Source organism: Micromonospora sp. RP3T, assembly GCF_003027925.1.
Taxonomy (GTDB): Bacteria; Actinomycetota; Actinomycetes; order Mycobacteriales; family Micromonosporaceae; genus Micromonospora.
The window spans coordinates 22329-41508 of sequence record NZ_PYPS01000052.1; the positions used below are offsets into that span (position 1 = coordinate 22329).

18 protein-coding genes are annotated in these 19180 nt (G+C 73.0%); 13 read left to right on the forward strand and 5 right to left on the reverse strand.

Going from position 1 to position 19180, the window contains the following annotated elements; all coding sequences use genetic code 11:
• Positions 1-52: 52 nt before the first annotated feature.
• Entirely contained in the window at positions 53-1192 is a 1140-nt protein-coding gene (locus C8054_RS29245; protein ID WP_107162384.1) for a cellulose binding domain-containing protein, read from the reverse strand.
• Positions 1193-1413: 221 nt separating this feature from the next.
• Here C8054_RS29245 and C8054_RS29250 point away from each other — a divergent pair, with 221 nt between their 5' ends.
• From C8054_RS29250 to C8054_RS29260, 3 genes are all read left to right on the forward strand, one after another.
• Entirely contained in the window at positions 1414-2520 is a 1107-nt protein-coding gene (locus tag C8054_RS29250; RefSeq protein WP_107162385.1) for an FAD-dependent monooxygenase, read from the forward strand.
• 129 nt (positions 2521-2649) lie between these two features.
• Positions 2650-4407, forward strand: coding sequence for a cytochrome c oxidase subunit I (gene ctaD / locus C8054_RS29255; RefSeq protein WP_107162386.1), 1758 nt, complete (start codon positions 2650-2652; stop codon positions 4405-4407).
• Between the two features lie 196 nt (positions 4408-4603).
• Entirely contained in the window at positions 4604-4783 is a 180-nt protein-coding gene (locus C8054_RS29260) for a hypothetical protein (protein ID WP_107162403.1), read from the forward strand.
• Positions 4784-4898: 115 nt separating this feature from the next.
• Here the strand turns inward: C8054_RS29260 and C8054_RS29265 are convergent, their stop codons facing one another.
• From C8054_RS29265 to C8054_RS33305, 4 genes are all read right to left on the reverse strand, one after another.
• Positions 4899-6122, reverse strand: a complete 1224-nt coding sequence (locus C8054_RS29265; RefSeq protein WP_107162387.1) for an MFS transporter — start codon at positions 6120-6122, stop codon at positions 4899-4901.
• Between the two features lie 62 nt (positions 6123-6184).
• Positions 6185-6766, reverse strand: a complete 582-nt coding sequence (locus tag C8054_RS29270; RefSeq protein WP_107162388.1) for an isochorismatase family protein — start codon at positions 6764-6766, stop codon at positions 6185-6187.
• 15 nt (positions 6767-6781) lie between these two features.
• Entirely contained in the window at positions 6782-8068 is a 1287-nt protein-coding gene (locus C8054_RS29275) for a nicotinate phosphoribosyltransferase (RefSeq protein WP_107162389.1), read from the reverse strand.
• 16 nt (positions 8069-8084) lie between these two features.
• Positions 8085-10757: a LuxR C-terminal-related transcriptional regulator gene (locus C8054_RS33305; protein WP_107162390.1), complete on the reverse strand. Its 2673-nt coding sequence runs from the start codon at positions 10755-10757 to the stop codon at positions 8085-8087.
• Between the two features lie 193 nt (positions 10758-10950).
• On the opposite strand from C8054_RS33305, the gene C8054_RS29285 reads away from it, so the two are divergent.
• The 10 genes from C8054_RS29285 to C8054_RS29330 all read left to right on the forward strand — a co-directional run bounded on the left by C8054_RS29285 (position 10951) and on the right by C8054_RS29330 (position 19103).
• Positions 10951-12513, forward strand: coding sequence for a hypothetical protein (locus tag C8054_RS29285; protein WP_107162391.1), 1563 nt, complete (start codon positions 10951-10953; stop codon positions 12511-12513).
• Positions 12514-12616: 103 nt separating this feature from the next.
• Entirely contained in the window at positions 12617-12907 is a 291-nt protein-coding gene (gene clpS / locus C8054_RS29290) for an ATP-dependent Clp protease adapter ClpS (RefSeq protein WP_107162392.1), read from the forward strand.
• A 120-nt stretch (positions 12908-13027) separates the two neighbouring features.
• The gene (locus C8054_RS29295; protein WP_199199973.1) at positions 13028-13525 is read left to right on the forward strand and encodes a DUF2017 domain-containing protein; all 498 of its coding nucleotides are present in this window, start codon (positions 13028-13030) and stop codon (positions 13523-13525) included.
• Between the two features lie 55 nt (positions 13526-13580).
• Complete coding sequence (locus C8054_RS29300; protein ID WP_107162394.1) at positions 13581-14069, forward strand: Mov34/MPN/PAD-1 family protein; 489 nt, start codon at positions 13581-13583, stop codon at positions 14067-14069.
• 69 nt (positions 14070-14138) lie between these two features.
• Positions 14139-14513 carry a MoaD/ThiS family protein gene (locus tag C8054_RS29305; RefSeq protein WP_107162395.1) on the forward strand — a complete coding sequence of 125 codons (375 nt, stop codon included), beginning with the start codon at positions 14139-14141 and terminating at the stop codon, positions 14511-14513.
• A 10-nt stretch (positions 14514-14523) separates the two neighbouring features.
• Complete coding sequence (locus tag C8054_RS29310; RefSeq protein ID WP_107162396.1) at positions 14524-15489, forward strand: PLP-dependent cysteine synthase family protein; 966 nt, start codon at positions 14524-14526, stop codon at positions 15487-15489.
• 224 nt (positions 15490-15713) lie between these two features.
• Positions 15714-16460, forward strand: coding sequence for an MBL fold metallo-hydrolase (locus C8054_RS29315; RefSeq protein WP_107162397.1), 747 nt, complete (start codon positions 15714-15716; stop codon positions 16458-16460).
• A 54-nt stretch (positions 16461-16514) separates the two neighbouring features.
• Positions 16515-17243: a ribonuclease PH gene (gene rph, locus C8054_RS29320; protein WP_107162398.1), complete on the forward strand. Its 729-nt coding sequence runs from the start codon at positions 16515-16517 to the stop codon at positions 17241-17243.
• On the forward strand, positions 17240-17863 hold the full coding sequence (rdgB, locus tag C8054_RS29325) for an RdgB/HAM1 family non-canonical purine NTP pyrophosphatase (protein ID WP_107162399.1): 624 nt from the start codon (positions 17240-17242) through the stop codon (positions 17861-17863). Before rph ends, rdgB begins: the two co-directional genes overlap by 4 nt.
• A 28-nt stretch (positions 17864-17891) precedes the next feature.
• Positions 17892-19103 carry a hypothetical protein gene (locus C8054_RS29330; RefSeq protein ID WP_107162400.1) on the forward strand — a complete coding sequence of 404 codons (1212 nt, stop codon included), beginning with the start codon at positions 17892-17894 and terminating at the stop codon, positions 19101-19103.
• Positions 19104-19180: the final 77 nt, after the last annotated feature.

Genomic DNA, 19180 nt, shown 5'->3' on the forward strand with positions numbered 1-19180 from the left:
CGCGGAAGGGGGCGCGGTCCGGTGCGGACCGCGCCCCCTCGTGTCGCGATGATCAGCCTCGGGCGCAGGCGGTTCCGTTGAGGGTGAAGCTGCTCGGCGCGGAGAAGCCGCCGTTCAGCGTCGCCTGGTAGCCGAAGTTGGTCGACGCGCCGGGAGCCAGCGTGCCGTTGTAGTCGACGTTGCGCGCGGTCACCGCCGAGCCGCTCTGCGACACGGTGGCGTTCCACGCGCTGGTCACGTTCTGCCCGGAGGGCAGGTTGTAGTTGAGCGTCCAGCCGTTGATCGTGCTGTTGCCGGTGTTCTTGACCGTCACCTCGGCGGTGAAGCCGTTGTTCCACACGTTCGTCGACCGGTAGGTCACGGTGCAGGCCGAGCTGCCCGAGGGCGGCGGCGTGGTGGTCGGCGGCGTCGAGGTGGGCGGCGGGTTGCTGCCGCCGGTGTTGACGCTCTGGGAGAACGAGTTCACGGCCAGGCCGACCCCGCCCTGCCACGGCTCGAAGCCGGCCTGGATGCTGGTCAGGTACCAGTCGTTGGTGATCGCGCCCCGGTTGCGGGTGTCGTTGATGAACGCCAGCGCGTCGAAGCTGAAGCTGGGGATGGCGGACGGCGCCACGTACGAGATGACGTTGTTGGAGCCGTTGCTGCCCCGCCAGACCTCCCAGGTCCGGCCGGCGATGTTCGTGTTGCCGACCGGGGAGCCGATGGGCTGGATCGAGCCCTGCCGGTTGAGCCAGATCATGATCTCCATCTGGTTGACGCCGTCCTTCTTGGGCGACGGGTCGAGCCAGATGTCGTACGCGGCGTCGTAGATCGCGCCGCTGACGTAGTTGTAGCTGATGCTGGCCGGTGCGCTGCTGATGTTCTTCACCTGCACCGGCAGGTTGGTGCCGGGGGAGCAGTTGGTGTAGTGGCAGCCCACGAAGATCGACGGGTAGGAGACCGGCGCCCCGTTGGTCGGCGCGGAGCCGTCCGCGCGGGTGATCGAGAAGCCGGTCGAGGTGACGTTGATGCACTGCTGGGCGCTGGTGCCCCAGCGGTTGTTCTGCACCACGTACTTACCACCGATGGTGGTGGAGCCGTACTGGTCGCAGATCTGGGTGTCGGCGGAGGCGGTGCCGCCGAGCGCGACGGCGACGATGCTGCCGGCGGCCAGCAGGCCGGCGGCGGCGATGGCTCGGAGTGAACGCTTCATGATGCTCCTTGGTTCGGCGCGGGGGCGCCGGTGGTGTCGAGGGATACGTGCGGGAGCGCTCCCATGTTCACCCGGACACATTTACATGTTTGAAATCGATGCGCAACTGAACCGGTTAAGAAGTGCAAGGAAGGGCCGTTGGGCACTTCCGTGGGCCCGGTCGCAGCGAGTAGTGTCTTGCCTCCAACGCGTTCCGACCCCCTCCGGAGGCGTACTCCACGATGGGTGGTTCTCCCCTGCGCATCCTCGTCGTCGGCGCGGGCGTCGCCGGCCTCGCCGTGGCCCGGGCGCTGCGCCTGGCGGGGTTCCGGCCGGACGTCACCGACCGACTGCCGCCCGGCGAGCGCACCGACACCGGTCTCTACCTTCCCGGCAACGCGGCGCGGGCGATGCGCCGGCTCGACCTGGACGGGCCGCTGCGACCACTCGGTGAGGTGGTCCACCGGCAGCGCTTCCTCGACGCCGCCGGCGCGCCGCTGTGCGAGGTCGACCTGGACACGCTCTGGGCCGGGGTGGGGGAGTGTCGGGCCCTGCCCCGCGCCGAACTGCACCGGGTGCTGCTCACCGGCGCCGGCGGCGCGGTCCGCCACGGCGCCGAGGTGAGCACCGTCGACCCCCACTCCGCCGGCGTCACCGTCGGCTTCACCGATGGCACCGGCGGCGAGTACGACCTGGTCGTCGGCGCGGACGGGCCCCGCTCCGCGGTCCGCACGCTGGCCGCCCTCGGTGGTCCGCCCCGCCCCGCCGGGCAGGTGGTCTACCGTGCTGTGGTGCGCGACGGCCCGCCGGTCACCGACTGGACCGCCCTGCTCGGCCAGCGGGCCGGCTTCCTGATGGTGCCGCTCGGCGCCGGCCGGCTCTACTGCTACGCCGACGAGGCCGGCACCGCGCTGCCCGCCGACCCGCTCGCCCGGCTGCACGAACTGTTCGACGGCTACGGCGGCCCGGTGCCCGAGGTGCTCGCCGCGCTGGAGACGGTGCACGTCGAACGCACCGAGGAGGTCGAGCTGGGCCGCTGGTTCCACGGCCGGGTGCTGCTGGTCGGTGACGCCGCTCACGCCGTCGCGCCGACGCTCTCCCAGGGCACCGCCATGGCGTTGGAGGACGCGGTCGTGCTCGCCGAGTCGCTCCAGGCCGCCGGCAGCGTCGACGCCGCGTTGATCGCGTACGAGAGTCGGCGTCGGCCGCGTACCCGCTGGGTGCGGGACCGGACCCGGGACCGCAACCGCACCCGCGACGTGCCGCCGGCGCTGCGCGACCCGTTGCTGCGCGGACGCGGCGGTCGGATCTTCGGCGAGCACTACCGGCTTCTCACCGGCCCACCGTAGAAGCGCCGAAGATCGTAGCCGCCCACCCCACGCGGCGGGGCCACCTACCGGGGACTATCCTCCTTGCGGATGACGGCTGCGCCGATGACCAGCGCGCCGAGCGGGACAACCCAGAACCGGAGGCCACTCGTGACCACCGTCGCACCCAAGCCGGTCGTGACCCGGCCCTGGCCGGTCCGCGAGCCGGTCAAGGGGTCGGCCCTCGCGCGGCTGCTGCGCACCACGGACGCGAAGCAGATCGGGATCATGTACATGGTCACCGCGTTCGCGTTCTTCATGATCGGTGGCCTGATGGCCCTGATCATGCGCGCCGAGCTGGCGCGACCGGGGCTGCAGTTCCTGTCGCCCGAGCAGTACAACCAGCTCTTCACCATGCACGGCACGATCATGCTGCTGTTCTTCGCGACGCCGATCGTGTTCGCCTTCGCGAACTACGTGGTGCCGCTGCAGATCGGCGCGCCCGACGTGTCGTTCCCCCGGCTGAACGCGTTCGCGTACTGGCTCTACCTCTTCGGCGGCACGCTGGCCACCGCGGGCTTCATCAGCCCCGGCGGCGCGGCCGACTTCGGGTGGACCGCCTACACGCCGCTGAGCACCATCGAGCACTCCCCGGGCGTCGGCGCCAACATGTGGGTGGTCGGTCTGGCCATCTCCGGTCTGGGCACCATCCTCGGCGCGGTCAACCTGATCACCACGATCCTGACCCTGCGCGCGCCCGGCATGACCATGTTCCGGATGCCGATCTTCACCTGGAACATGCTGGTCACCAGCCTGCTGGCCATCCTGGTCTTCCCGCTGCTGGCCGCCGCGCTGTTCGCGCTCGCCGCGGACCGCCTGCTCGGCGCCCACGTGTACGACCCGGCGACCGGCGGCCCGATGCTGTGGCAGCACCTGTTCTGGTTCTTCGGGCACCCCGAGGTCTACATCATCGCGCTGCCGTTCTTCGGCATCATCACCGAGATCATCCCGGTCTTCTCCCGGAAGCCGATCTTCGGTTACAAGGGCCTGGTGGCGGCCACCGTCGCCATCGCCGCGCTGTCGATGAGCGTCTGGGCGCACCACATGTTCGCCACCGGCCAGGTGCTGCTGCCGTTCTTCAGCTTCCTGAGCTACCTGATCGCGGTGCCCACCGGCATGAAGTTCTTCAACTGGATCGGCACCATGTGGCGGGGCCAGATCACGTTCGAGACGCCGATGCTGTTCGCGATCGGCTTCCTGGTCACGTTCCTCTTCGGTGGTCTGACCGGGGTGCTGCTGGCCAGCCCGCCGCTCGACTTCCACCTGCACGACTCGTACTTCGTGGTGGCGCACTTCCACTACGTGCTCTTCGGCACCATCGTGTTCGCGGTCTTCGGCGGCATCTACTTCTGGTTCCCGAAGATGTTCGGCCGGATGCTGGACGAGCGGCTCGGCAAGATCCACTTCTGGCTCACCATGATCGGCTTCCACACCACGTTCCTGGTGCAGCACTGGCTGGGCAACGAGGGCATGCCCCGCCGGTACGCCGACTACCAGGCCGACGACGGCTTCACCACGCTGAACATGGTCTCCACCATCGGCGCGTTCATCACCGGCATCTCGACCCTGCCGTTCATCTGGAACTGCTGGAAGTCGTACAAGACCGGCCCGGTGGTCGAGGTCGACGACCCGTGGGGCCACGGCAACTCGCTGGAGTGGGCCACCTCCTGCCCGCCGCCGCTGCGGAACTTCGACCGGATGCCGCGGATCCGCTCCGAGCGGCCCGCGTTCGACGCGAAGTTCCCCGAGCTGGCCGCCGGGCAGAGCGTCGCCGGTCCGCCGGAGGGTGGTGCCAAGCCGCTGACCAGCGAGGTCAACGGTGGCGCCAGCTACCAGGAGGACACCGCCGGGAACCTCGACCAGCGCTGACCCGATCAGCCCGCGACGGGCGCCGCACCCCTCCCGGGGCGCGGCGCCCGTCGCCTTTCTCTCCCCCTCCCCTCGCCCCGCCCCGCCCTCGCGTCGTCCCCGTTGATCAAGAAGTTTGCGTCGGCGATGGCCACCGATCGCTGTTACCGACCGTCGAGCAACTGGCGATACCTACCGTCAAGGGGTGGTCGAGTTCGTGGGAATCGCCGAGATCCGAGACATGCTCGGTGGCGTCTCACGCGCCCGCGCATCGGTGGTCGCCTCCCGTCGTGACTTCCCCGCCCCGTACCAGGTGCTCAAGATGGGCCAGATCTGGCGGAAGTCGGACGTCGAGAAGTGGGTCCGGGAGCACCGACCCGACCTGTCGGCCGACTGAAACGGCTGACCGCCCTCGCCATCACCGGCAGGCCGGCGGCTGTGGGTGCGTCTGTCGTCGCTATGGCAACAACAACCGCACCCACAGTGCACAGGCCGCACGCACGCGGCACCGGTCAGGGGAGCGCGGGGGCCCGGTCCGGCTCTGGAGTGACGGTGGCGGGCGGAGGTGCGGTGCGGCGGTGGCGCAGCTCGACCGGGAGCACGACCAGCGCCACCAGGACGCCGACCGCACCGGTGACCGCGAAGCCCCAGGCCGGGGCGGAGGCGTCGATCACCGCGCCGGCCAGCGGCGCGCCCAGGGCGATGCCGACCGTGACGGCGGAGCCGTGCAGACCCATCGCCAGGCCGCGCACGTCGGGCGGAGCAAGCCGGCTGACCGCGTCCGCGGTGGCCGCGATGGTGGGCGCGCAGAGCGCGCCGGTCGGAATCAGCGCCAGGGCGAGCAGCCACCAGTGCGAGCCGCCCAGCCCGACCGGGATGGTGGTGAGGCTGAGCGCCGCCACCAGCGCCAGCGGGGAGAACGAGCGGCGTACCGCGCCGTAGGCGAAGCCGCCCACCAGCGAGGCGACCGCCCAGACGGCCAGCACCACGCCGGTCCAGCCGACCTCGCCGCCGGCCCGGAGCACCGCCACCACGGCGACGTCGGTGCCGCCCAGCACCAGCGTGGCGGCCAGGCTGACCGCCAGCACGGAGAGCAGGCGCGGCGTGAGCCACTCCCGCCGCGGCACCGCGCGCCGTGGGCCGGCCGGCTCGTCGACGCCCCGGGTCGGCGGGTTCAGCAGCCAGAAGCAGATGCCGGAGGCGACGATGCCGGCGCCGACCGCCCAGAGCGTGAGGCGCGGCGTGACGGTGGTCGCCAACGCCACCGCGGCCGCGGGGCCCACCATGAACGACAGCTCGACCGACATCGAGTCCAGCGCGTACGCCGGGCGTCGTTGCTCCGTCGGGACCAGCGCGGCGATGGACTGGCGGACCACCGAGAAGACCGGCAGCGCGAGCAGCCCGGCCAGGAACGCGGCGGGCAGCAGCACCGGGTAGGAGAGGCTGGGCGCGGCGGCCCAGAACACGCCCTCGACGATCGTGCAGAGCAGCAGCACCGGCCGCAGGCCGTGGCGGTCGACGAGCCGGCCGAGCAGCGGCGCGCCGATCGCCGTGCCGACTGTGGCCGCGGCGCCGACCAGGCCGGCTGCGCCGTAGCCCCGCCCCAGGTCGAGCACCACGTAGAAGGTGAGCGTCACCCCGACCGCGGTCAGCGGGATGCGGGCCAACACGGACACCAGCAGCAGCGAGCGCAGGCCGGGCAGGGCGAGCGCCTCCCGGTAGGGCTTCAGGTTCACGACGGCCGCACCTCCGGCGCCATCCTGGGCCGGAGGTACGACAGTCGCAAGCGATTACCTGGTCAAGCGGCCTTGATCACAGGGTCACCGACCATGGCGACACCGGCGCCGTCGAGCGCGCGCAACGCCACGTCGAGCGTCCCCGGCGCGACGGCGGCGGTCAGCTCCAGAAGCACGGTGGTCCGGAAGCCCTCCCGGGCGGCGTCCAGCGCGGTCGCGCGGACGCAGTGGTCGGTGGCGATGCCGACCACGTCGACCCGGTCCACGTCGTGCCGGCGCAGCCAGTCGGCCAGGCACTCGCCGTCGGGCGCGTGCCCCTCGAAACCGGAGTACGCGGCCGCGTGCTCGCCCTTGTGGAAGATCGCCTCCACCCGGCCGGTCTCCAGCTCGGGGTGGAACTCGGAGCCGGACGTGCCGACCACGCAGTGCCGGGGCCAGGAGTCGACGAAGTCCGGCGGGTCACCGAAGTGCGCGCCCGGGTCGACGTGGTAGTCCTTGGTCGCGACCACGTGGTCCCAGCGGTCCGGTTCGGCGGCGAGCAGCCGGGAGATGCCGCCGGCCACCCCGGCCCCGCCGCCGACCGCGAGGGAGCCGCCCTCGCAGAAGTCGTTCTGCACGTCCACGATGATCAACGCGTTCGCCATCTGGTCGGTCCCTTCTCAGGTCGCGGGTACGACGGTCACCGGCACCGCCGGGTCGCCGCCGGAGAGCTTGAGCCCCTCCCACGGGATGGAGATCAGGCACTCTCGCAGGTGTTCCCGGGACTCGTCCAGCGTCGGCAGCGTCACCGGCTCGCCGGACACCACGTACGAGTGCTGGAGCAGCCGGTCGTTGGGCTGCCGGTCCGGCACGCCCTGCGGCACGATGACCTCCTCGGTGGCGGTGCCGGTCGGCTTGTGCCGGCGGACGGCGACCTTCCGGCCGCCGATGGTGGACTTGTGCTCGGAGCGCTTGACCACCGGTCGCCCCTCCACCTCGACAAGCTTGTAGACCAGGCCGGCGGTGGGCGCGCCCGAGCCGGTCACCACCGCGGTGCCGGCGCCGTACATGTCGACCGGCTCGGCGGCGAGCGAGGCGATCGCGTACTCGTCCAGGTCGCCGGAGACGATGATCTTCGTTTCGGTGGCGCCGAGCGAGTCGAGCAGCTCACGGGACTGCTGGGCGATCACCGTCAGGTCACCCGAGTCGATCCGGACCGCCCGCAGTTCCGGCCCGGCCACCGCGATGGCGTTGCGGATGCCCTGCGCGATGTCGTACGTGTCGACAAGCAGCGTGGTGTCCTTGCCCAGCGTGGCGACCTGGGACGCGAACGCGGCCCGCTCGTCGTCGTGCAGCAACGTGAACGCGTGCGCGGCGGTGCCGGCGGTCGGGATGCCGTAGCGCTGCCCGGCGGCCAGGTTGGAGGTGAACCGGAACCCGGCCAGGTACGCCGACCGCGCGGCGGCCACCGCGGCCTCCTCGTGCGCCCGGCGGGAGCCCATCTCGATCAGCGCCCGGCCCCGGGCGGCGGTGACCATCCGGGCCGCCGCCGCGGCGACCGCGCAGTCGTGGTTGAGCACGGAGAGCACAAGCGTCTCCAGCACCACGCACTCGGCGAACGAGCCGGACAGGGTGAGGATCGGTGAGCCCGGGAAGAACAGCTCGCCCTCGGCGTAGCCGTCGACGTCGCCGGTGAACCGGTAGTCGGCCAGCCACTGCGCGGCGCGGTCGTCGACCACGCCGGTCCGGCGCAGGAAGTCGATCTCCGTCGGGTCGAACCGGAAGTCGCGGATCATCTCGATCAGCCGGCCGGTGCCGGCGACCACCCCATAGCGGCGGCCGGCCGGCAGCCGTCGGCTGAACACCTCGAAGACGCAGCGTCGGTCGGCCGTGCCGTCCTGAAGCGCGGCGCTGACCATGGTCAGCTCGTAGTGGTCGGTCAGCAGCGCGGGGCGAAGGGTGCTCACCGCCCCAGCCTAGAGTTCAGGCCGGATCCGTGCCGTCGTGCCCCGGCATCGAACCCAGCGCGGCCCGCAGCTCGCTACGGCGGGTGACGCCGAGCTTGCTGTAGACGCGTTGCAGGTGGTTCTCCACCGTGCGGGTGGAGAGGAACAGCCGTTCCGCGATCACGCGGCTGGTCAGCCCGGTGGCGGCGAGCCGGGCGATCTCCCACTCGCGGTCGCTGAGCGCCGGCCGGAGCAGCCGCAACGCCGGGGTGGAGATCTCGTCGCAGCGGCGCAGCAGGTCGGCGAGGCGTTCCCGGGCCGTCCCCGGAACGCCGGCCCGGGCGTCCCGCATCCGGTGCAGCGCCATCGCGGTCGCCTCGGCGGCGTAGACGACCAGCTCCCGGTCGGCGAAGCCGTCGGCGACCGCGAGCAGATCCTCCGGGGAGCCGTCGAGCACGGCCCGGGCGTACCGGGCGACCAGCGGCGGCAGCACGCCGTCGATCTGTTCGGAGAGTTCCGCCAGGCGCTGCGCCACCGAGCGCCGGCCGCCGTCGGTGCAGGTGGGGCCGACCGGCGCGGCGGCCTGGTCGAGCCGGACCAGGTCGAGCAGGACGAGCAGCTCGTGGCCGGCGAGGCCGTCCTCGCGCAACCGGTCGGCCAGCGCGCAGAGGTGCTTGACGGCGCCCGGCAGGTCACCGGCCACCGCCTGCGCGGCGCCCCGGGCCTGCTCCAGCCACGGGTAGAGGACCGCCATCCCGGGCGCGTGCGTGCGGTCCGCCTCGGCCATCGCCTCGGCGGCGTGCGCCGCGTCCCCGCGCAGCGCCGCGGCCTGGGCGCGCTCGGCGTGGGCCAGGCCGGCGTAGACCCGGCTGGTGGTGAGCACCGCGCAGGCGCCCAGGCTGGTCCGGAGCGCGTCGCCGCCGCGCCCGCGCAGCCGTGCCGCGTACGCCTGGAGGATGGCCAGGTAGCCGCTGCCGAGCCGGAAGTCGCCGGCACCGGCGAGATCGGCGAACTCGTCGGCGACGATCGCGTCGATACCGGCCAGGTCGCCGGAGAGCGCCAGCCGGGTGCCCCGGGCCAGTTCCATGGCGAGCTGGAGGTAGGGCATGTCGGAGCGCCAGCACGCCGCCTCGGCCTGCACCCGGGCGATCGCGGTGGCGCTGCGACGGTACTGCCCCTGCGCGGCCTGGAGGTGGGCCAGCGTGCAGCGGGCCAGCTCCCGGGCCGCCATCGGCGCGGCGGGGCGGTCCAGCACCTCCTGGGCCAGCCGTACCGCGACGTCGACGTCCAGCCGGTGCAGCCGCATGATGGCCTCGAAGGCGCGGACCCGGGCCCGGTCGGCGGGATCGGCCAGCTCAGCGCCGCGGGCGGCGATCTCCTCCACCGTGGACTCCCGGTTGAGCCCCCAGTAGCTCACCATGCCCCGGACGGTCAGCCAGCGGCTGCGCCGCCGGTCGTCGTGGATCTCGCCGGCGACCTGGTCGAGCACCCGGATCGCCTCCTCCGGCCGGTCGCCGAACATGAGGATGGTGGCGAGCAGTTCCGCGGCGTCCGTGCCGCCGCCGGCCTCCAACGCGGCCCGGGCCAGCCGGGTGGCCAGCGGCACGTCGTACCGGCCGAACGCCTGCACCGCGGCGTCGAGCAGCAGCGTCACGTTCTGCGCCGTACCCGAGTCGAGCCGCCACACCGCGACCCGCAGCAGATCGTCGCGGCGGCGCTTGCCGACCTGTTCCAGCAGCTCGGCCAGGGTGGCCTGGAGCCGGCGGGTGCGGCTGACCGGGCAGTGCCGGCGCATCACCTCGCCGTAGAGCGGATGGGCCAGCCGGACGTTGAGCCGCCGGTCGTCGCGGACCATGGCGATGAGCCCGCGCTCCTCGGCGGCCTCCACGTCCGCCGGCTCGACCGCCCGTTCCAGCAGGTGCAGGCCCAGCGGCTCGCCGAAGGCGACCAGCTCCACCACCGCCCGGACGCCCGGGGTCAGCCGGCCGATGCGGGTGTCGATCAGATCGGTGAGGCTGGGTGCCAGCTCCAGCCGGCCGGTCCACCGCCAGATCCCGTACCTGCGGTCGAGCTCGTCGCCGGCGGCCAGCACCAACTCGCGCAGCAGCAGCGGGTTGCCGGCGGAGAGCCGGAACAGTCGGTCGGAGGAGCCGGCGTCGACCGGGCCGCCGAGGATCGCGGCGAGCAGGCCGGTGGTTTCGCTGCGGCCGAGCGGGCCCAGCTCGACCAGGTCGACCAGGTCGTCGGTCCAGAGCGCGCGGATCGGCAACGGGATCTGCTCGCCGTTGCGCAGCGTCCCGATCACGGTGGCGTTCTCCGAGCGGGCGACCAGGTGCACCAGCGCCGCCGAGGGCGGGTCGAGCAGATGCGCGTCGTCGATGGCCAGCACGATGGGGCGGCCCGCGGCCTGTTCCTGGAGCAGATCCACCGCCCAGCGCAGGATGCCGGCGGGGGAGAGGCCCTGCGGTTGCGCGGCGGGGAGCACCTGGACCAGCCCGCCGAACGGCAGCGCGGCGGTGGTGGCGCTGGCCGCGACCGACCAGATCGCGAAGCGCTCCGGGGAGAGCGCGGCCACCCCCTCCCGCAGCAGGCGGCTCTTGCCCACCCCGGCGTCGCCGCTGAAGAGCAGACCGCGCCCGTCCGGACCGCCGATCGTTGACGACAGCCGGTGAAGTTCATCCGCTCGGCCGACGAACCCCCACCTGGTCATCGAGGCAGCATATCGATGGAATGCCCTCCGCGCGCACGCCGTCACGCAGTGAAGTTGAGTAATCTGGCAATTACGCGTGAGTACCGGATGTGTGCGGTGTCGGATGGCCGACACCCGTACTCTTCCGACATCCCCGCCGGGGACAGTTCCCGCGACCGGGCCGCGCCCGGCCGCCTCACCGGGAGGCCGTCTGATGAAGCCGGGTCCACTCCCTTCGGTCGACGTGCCCGATCCGGGCGACCGGGCCGAGCCGCCGCGATGCGCCGCGCTCCCGACCCGCCTCGGCGTGACCGCACCGGGCCCGGACGAGCCGCTCGCCGTGGTCGCGGCCGGTCCGGCCGGCGCCGGTCGGCGCGAGCTGGTCGCCGGTCTGCTCGGGGTGCCGGCCGGGACGCTGGCCGTGCCCGTCGGCAGCCACCTGCTCGTCAACCACGCCAAGGTCGCCACCCGGGCGGCCGGTGTCCCGGGCTACCGCCATCCGCTCGCGTACGGCGCCGACCCGCTCGCCACCGGTCCCGCGCTGGCCCGGCCGCCGCGCCGGGTCGAGCTCAGCCTGCCCGACCCGCTGCTGCGGCACTTCGCGGTGCTCGACACGCCGGACACCGCCGCGCTGGGGGTGGCCGGTGGCCGGGTGCTGCGGGACGCCGTGGGCCGCGCCGGCGCGCTGCTCTTCGTGATCGCCGCCGACCAGGCGTTCAGCGCCGCCGAGCTGCACCTGCTGACCGAGGTGGCGCGGGCGTCGGTCGAGGTGTTCTTCGTCGTCACTCCCGGCGGGACCGGCTGGGCGGTGCCGGCGGACGGCGCGACGGCGGAGGGCACGGGGGCGTCCGTGCCGTCGCCCGGCCCCGCCGGCCCGCCCGGCCCCGCCGGCCCGCTCGACCCGGTGGCGGTCTCCATCGAGGCCCACCGGGCGGTGCTGCTGGCCGCGGTGCCCGCGCTCGCCCGGGCCCGGTGGTTCCCGGCCCGCCGCACCGAGCTGCCGAACCTGCGCCGGGCGTTGGTCGGCTGGGCCGCCGTCGAAGGGCTGCGGCGGGCCAGCGCCCGGCCGCCCGAACCACCCGGCGCGCACGGCCGGGTGCCGGTGCTGGCCGGCATCGAGCCGGTCGAGCTGGCCGATCGGCTCGACCGCCAGGTCCGCTCCTGCGCCCAGCGGATCCGCCAGCACCTCGCGCTGGAACTGGCCAACATCCATCTCCGGGTGGTCCAGGAGATCGTCTTCGGGGTCGGCTGCGCCGGCCTGCCGCCGTTGCTCGACCGTGAGCTGGAGGCGCTGTCCCTGCTCGCCACCGCGCAGTGCGACGAGGCGGTGCGCGGCATGGTCGACGACGCCGCCGCCCGGGTCTTCGGCGCGCCGCTCGCCGAAGGCGTACGCCGGCGGATCACCCGCGCGGTGCGCTGGGGCCTCGCCGACCATCCCGACGGCCGGGAGCTGGACCGGGTGCTCCTGGTCACCAGCACCGCCGGGGTGGCCTCGTTGGCCGGCGTCGGCGCCCTGGACGCGCTGGCCGGGCTGCCCGGCGCGGCACGCGACGAGGCGCTCCCGCCGGTCGGCGTGGCGCTCAACGGCGGCTGCTGGCAGCACTGGCGCGCGCCGGGCAACGACGATCCGAACGCGGCCCGGTCCTGGGCCCAGCGCGCCCTGCGCGAGGTGGAACTCGAACTGTCCCGCGAGGTGTCCCGTCGCTTCGAGGTGATCCGTCTCTCGCTGGGTGGGGTGCTCGCCGATGCTGTCGACCACGGCATCCTGCTCGCCTGAGGCCGGGGTCGCCGGGCCCGCGCCCGCCGTCCGGGCGGGCGATCCCGACCGCCGCGCCGTTCCGGTTCATCGGTTCGGCGGATCCGGTGGCACGATGGGGGGCATGGCGGCTCCACAGGTTGCGCCGGTCGAGACGCCGGACACCACAGAGGTGCCGGTCTCCGACCGGCCATGGGTGACCATCGTCTGGGACGATCCGGTCAACCTGATGACGTACGTGACCTGGGTGTTCCAGAAGCTGTTCGGGTACAGCAGGGAGAAGGCGGAGCAGCTCATGCTGGACGTGCACCACAAGGGCAAGGCGGTGGTCTCCAGCGGGGCCCGAGAACGCATGGAGCACGATGCGGCGCAGCTGCACGCGTACGGGCTGTGGGCGACGGTGGACCGGTCGTGAGCGCGAGGAGTGAGCCGGTGTTGCGAGCCCCGCAGTCGCGAACAGGGACGGCGTCGTGAGCGCGAGGAGTGAGCCGGTGTTGCGAGCCCCGCAGTCGCGAACAGGGACGGCGTCGTGAGCATGTTCCGTCGCCGGGGCGACAGCTACGTGGCCAGTTTCGCGGTGGACGAGGTGCGGGTGCTGCGCAAGGTCGCCTCCGAGGTGGTCGGGCTGCTCACCGACGGCTTCGACCACGGCGACCCGGTGGTGGGCCGGCTCTTCCCGGAGGTCTACCCGGACGACGACGCCGGCACCGCCGAGTTCCGCCGCTACACCGAGGGTGACCTGAAGACCGCGAAGATCGACCAGGCCGGCGCGATCCTCGCCGCGTTGCCCGACGGCGACGCGGGCGGCGAGGTGCGGCTGGACGCCGAGGCGGCCGAGGCGTGGCTGCGGGCGCTCAACGACGCCCGGCTGGCGATGGGCGTCCGGCTGGAGATCAAGGACGGCACCGACCTGGGTGAGGAGCTGGACGACGCGGTCGCCGCGGACCCGGCCTCGTCCCGGGTGTTCCAACTGTCGGTCTACGCCTATCTCGGATATCTCCAGGAGTCCCTGCTCAACGCGCTCATCGACTGAGTGGTGACGGCGGCCACCTCGCCGCCCGGGGCGGCCAGGCGCTAGGCTGGTCGACGTGCTGAGCATCGACCGGTCGATCATCGACGCGATCGTGGCCCACGCGCGCCGGGACCACCCGGACGAGGCGTGTGGCGTGGTCGCCGGTCCCGCCGGCAGCGACACCCCGACCCGGCACATCCCGATGGACAACGCCGCCCGTTCGATGACGTTCTACGAGTTCGACTCGATGGAGCAGTTGCGGGTCTGGCGGGAGATGGACGACCGCGACGAGGAGCCGGTCGTCATCTACCACTCGCACACCGCGACGGAGGCCTACCCGTCCCGCACGGACGTCTCCTTCGCCGGCGAGCCGGGTGCGCACTACCTGCTCGTCTCCACCCGTGAGCCCGACACCGAGGAGATCCGTTCCTTCCGGATCGTCGACGGGGTGGTCACCGAGGAGCCGGTCGAGATCGTGGACGCCGCCGTGGACCCGAACGCCGTCCAGTCCTACATGTTCGGGCAGAGCCCGGCGACGGTCGACTACGAGTGTTCCGGCCGCTGATCCCCAGCGCCGGCATGCCCTTTCCCGTCCGTCACCTGGCACGACCCTGAACGAGGAGCACGAGACACCATGGCCATCGAGGTTCGCATCCCCACCATCCTGCGCAGCTACACCGGCGGCGCGAAGATCGTCGAGGGCAGTGGCGACACGCTCGCCGACCTGCTCACCGACCTGGACTCCCGGCACGCCGGCCTGCGGGGCCGGCTGGTCACCGACGCCGGCGCGTTGCACCGGTTCGTCAACGTCTACGTCAACGACGAGGACGTCCGTTTCCTCGGCGCGCTGGACGCGAAGCTCAACGACGGCGACAGCGTGACCATCCTGCCGGCCGTGGCCGGCGGCGCGTTCGGCTTCGCCGCCGCGGCGGCGATCGCGTCGCACAGCGCCGCGACGGCGGCGACCGCCTCGCACGCGAGGTCCGCGCGCGCCGTCGCCGTCCGCTAGGCGGCCCGCCATGGCGCGGTACGACAGCCTGCTCGACGCCTCCGGGGGCACGCCGCTGGTCGGCCTGCCCCGGCTCTCCCCGACAGTGCCCGACGGGGCGCCGCCGGTGCGGCTCTGGGCCAAGCTGGAGGACCGGAACCCGACCGGCAGCATCAAGGACCGCGCGGCCCTGTTCATGGTCCGCGCGGCCGAGGAGGCCGGCCGGCTCCGTCCCGGCGACACGATCCTGGAGCCGACCAGCGGCAACACCGGCATCTCGCTGGCCATGGTGGCGAAGCTGCGCGGCTACCGGCTGGTCTGCGTGATGCCGGAGAACGTCTCCACCGAGCGGGTGCAGCTGCTCCGGATGTACGGCGCGGAGATCATCTTCTCGCCGGCCGCCGGCGGCTCGAACCAGGCCGTCGCCACCGCCAAGCAGATCGCGGCCGAGCACCCGGACTGGGTGATGCTCTACCAGTACGGCAACGAGGCGAACGCCCGGGCGCACTACGAGACGACCGGGCCGGAGCTGTTGCACGACCTGCCGGGCATCACCCACTTCGTGGCCGGGCTGGGCACCACCGGCACGCTCATGGGCACCGGCCGCTACCTGCGGGAGAAGGTCGACGGGATCCAGATCGTGGCGGCCGAGCCGCGCTACGGCGAGCTGGTCTACGGCCTGCGCAACATCGACGAGGGCTACGTGCCCGAGCTGTACGACGCCGGGGTGCTGTCCCGGCGCTTCTCGGTGGGCACCCGGGACGCGGTGCTGCGGACCCGGCAGCTCGTCGAGGTGGAGGGGGTCTTCGCCGGCTTCTCCACCGGCGCGATCCTGCACGCCGCGCTCGCCGTGGCGCACGAGGCGGTCAAGGCGGGCCGCCGCGCCGACGTGGCGTTCGTGGTCTGCGACGGCGGCTGGAAATATCTGTCCACCGGGGCGTACGGCGGCACGCTCGCGGACGCCGAGGACGCGCTGGACGGCCAACTCTGGGCCTGACGGCCCGGTGGCGGTCCGGTCGGTGGGGACACACCGGCCGGATCGCCGCGATCTCCCGGATCCTGGACGCGTATGGGTGTCACGTTGATGACAACTTCCGGTAGATGATTCTTGCCCGACCGGCCGCCGCGTAGGCTGCGCAGCGTGGCGAGCGCGTCGGTGGAGATCAACGGCGGGGCGGCTGCCGACGCACCGACTACCCACGGTGAGATCGAGGCAACCGGATGCGACTGACCGTCCTCGGCTGTGCGGGCAGCTTCCCGGGCCCCGAATCGCCCTGCTCCGCCTACCTGATGGAGGCCGACGGGTTCCGGCTCCTGATCGACTTCGGCGCGGGTTCGCTCTCCACGCTCCAGCGTTACGTCGGGCTGCACGCCCCGGACGCCATCCTCCTCACCCACCTGCACTGCGACCACATGTTCGACGCGGTGAACTACGTGGTGGTGCGCCGGTACGCCCCGGACGGCCCCTACCCGCCCCTGCCGATGTACGCGCCCTCCGGGGCGCCCGACCGGCTGGCCAGCGCGTACGGGCAGGAGGAGGGCACGGTGGAGGACGTCTACCAGTTCTACAGCCTCCAGCCGGGCACGTTCCCGATCGGCCCGTTCACCGTCACCGTCGACCGGATGAACCACCCGGTCGAGACGTACGGGGTGCGGCTGGAGCACGGTGGCCGGGTGTTCTGCTACTCCGCCGACACGGCGCCCTGCGAGGCGCTGCTGCGCCTGGCCCAGGACGCCGACGTGTTCCTCTGCGAGGCCAGCTACCTGGACGGCGTGGACAATCCGCCGGACCTGCACCTGACCGGCCGGGAGGCCGGTGAGGCGGCCACCAAGGCGGGGGTGGGCCGGCTGTTGCTCACCCACCTCGTTCCCGCGTGGGGCAGCGAGTCGCACACCGTCGAGTCGGCGGCCGGGACGTACGCCGGGCCGATCGAGGTGGTCCGGGCGGGCGCCGGCTACGACGTCTGAGCACACGCGGGCACCGGCAGGCGGCGCGATCGGCGCACCGCATAGGGTGCAGGCATGGCGCGACCTGACGGGCGGCGACCCGACCAACTCCGACCGGTGACCCTGACCCGGGGCTGGAGCACCCACCCGGAGGGCTCGGTGCTCGTCGAGTTCGGCGCGACGCGGGTGCTCTGCACGGCCAGCGTCACCGAGGGGGTGCCCCGCTGGCGCAAGGGTTCCGGGCTGGGCTGGGTGACCGCCGAGTACGCGATGCTGCCGAGGGCCACCAACACCCGCTCCGACCGGGAGAGCGTCCGCGGGAAGGTCGGCGGTCGCACCCACGAGATCTCCCGGCTGATCGGTCGCAGCCTGCGCGCCTGCGTCGACCTCAAGGCGTTGGGCGAGAACTCCGTGGTGCTCGACTGCGACGTGCTCCAGGCCGACGGCGGCACCCGCACCGCCGCGATCACCGGCGCGTACGTCGCGCTGTACGACGCGGTGACCTGGCTGGCCGAGCGCAAGTCGCTGACCGGCAAGGTGGAGAAGGTGATGCACCGGTCGGTGTCCGCGGTCAGCGTCGGCGTGATCGGCGGCGAGCCGATGCTCGATCTCTGCTACGCCGAGGACGTGACCGCCGAGGTGGACATGAACGTGGTCTGCACCGGCGCCGGCGACTTCGTCGAGGTGCAGGGGACGGGCGAGGCGGGTGTCTTCGCCCGCGACCAGCTCGACGCGCTGCTCGACCTGGGCGTGGCGGGTTGTCTGGAACTGGCCGACGCACAGCGGAAGGCGCTGAACCTGTGACCGACAACAAGGTGCTGCTGGCCACCCGTAACCGCAAGAAGCTCGTCGAGTTGCAGCGGATCCTGGACGGCGCGCTCGGCGCCCACCGGGTCGCCCTGGTCGGCCTGGACGACGTGCCGGAATACCCGGAGCTGCCGGAGACCGGCCTGACGTTCGGCGAGAACGCGCTGATCAAGGCGCGGGAGGGCTGCCGGCGCACCGGCCTGCCGACCATCGCCGACGATTCGGGCATCGCGGTGGACGCGCTCAACGGCATGCCCGGCGTGTTCAGCGCCCGCTGGTCCGGTCGGCACGGCGACGACCGGGCCAACCTCCAGCTCCTGCTGGACCAGGTGGGCGACGTGCCGGACGAGCACCGGGGCGCGGCCTTCGTCTGCACGGTGGCGCTGGTGCTGCCCGGCGGCAAGGAGCACCTGGTCGACGGCCGGCAGCCGGGCCGGCTGTTGCGCGCGCCGCGCGGCGAGGGCGGGTTCGGCTACGACCCGATCTTCCTCGGCGACGGGCAGGAGCGGACCAACGCCGAGCTGACGCCGGCGGAGAAGGACGCGATCAGCCACCGTGGCAAGGCGCTGCGGGAGCTGGCCAAGCTGGTCGCCAAGGTGCTCCCGGCGGCCGGCTGACGGCGTCCCCGTGACGGAGCGGACGACCATGGACCTCGCGGGTCCGGCCGTGCTGTGGGGCCGGTGGGGGGTGCTCGGCGCGACGCTCGCCGCGCTCGGCCACGACGACGTCTGGTGGATCGACGCCGACGGGGCCCACCACGACGACCACGGGGGCAACTGGGGGCGGTTGGTCCTCGTCGCCGACGACCGGGCGGTGCTGTTCGGCTACGACCACGAGTACAGCGACACGGTGGACGCGAGTCCCCCGATCGACCTGCTCGCCGGCGCGCCCGCCTGGCTGCCCTGGGCGGAACTGGTCCGGCACGCCGACGACGACCAGCTCGGCTACGTCTACTGGCACGAGCACGGCGACTGGCGCCGGGTCCGTTACCCGGACCGGGTCGCCGACGGCCTCCCGCAGACCGTCGGCGCCGTCCTCGACGCCGACCGCGCCCGCCGGGAACTGGCGGAGGTGGTCTTCGAGTGGGCCGGGCACGACGTCGACGGCGAGGCGGAACGGGCGGACGTGGCGACCCACGCCGACCGACTGCTCGCCGCCGCGGCCGGCCACGCGGTCGACGCGGCTGCGCTCACCGGTCTGCTCGGGCGGGTCCGGTCCGTTCCGGTCGACCTGGACGCCGCCCTCGCCTCGGCCGCGCGGGCCGGTCTCACAGCCGGCACTGTCGTACCGGTCGTGCCGGCGAATGCCGAGGTGCCGCACCGACGGGTCCGGAAGCTCAGTGAGACGCAGCACGAACGGCTGGTCTGGGCGGCCATGGGCGAGGCGGACGAGCTGCCCCGCCCGGAGCCGGCCGGTACCGGGGCACTGGCGGCGCTGGTGGACTGGGCGCGCGTCCGGGCGCCGGGCGCGGACGGCCGGTCCGCGGTGGTCGTGGAGGCGCTGGACGGCGCGATGCGCCAGCTTCCGGGCGAGTGCTGCCCGGTGGACCGGCCCGGGGACGGTTTCCGGGACCTCTTCACGCTGGTCGGGGAACTCCGGGCGGCCGAGGCCGATGCCCGGCACGGGCGCTGGATCTTCCTGCGGGTGACGACCACGTCTGACGGTTTCTCCGTCGAGCGTCGTTACGACTCCTGGCCGGACTGGATGGGGCCCCGGGACAGCGGCCCGTGGCTGTCCCACCTGCGCACCGAGATGCGGTCCCGGGCCGCCGAGTTCCGGCCTCCTTGGACCGCCCTGCTCGACCCGGACGTCGCCTACCTCCCCACCCCACCCCACCCCCCGCACCCCGGCCGCTGATTCACGGAAAGCGTGGCCATTCGACGTCGAATGGCCACGCTTTCCGTGAATCAGCGCGAAAGCCGGGCGGGGGAGGA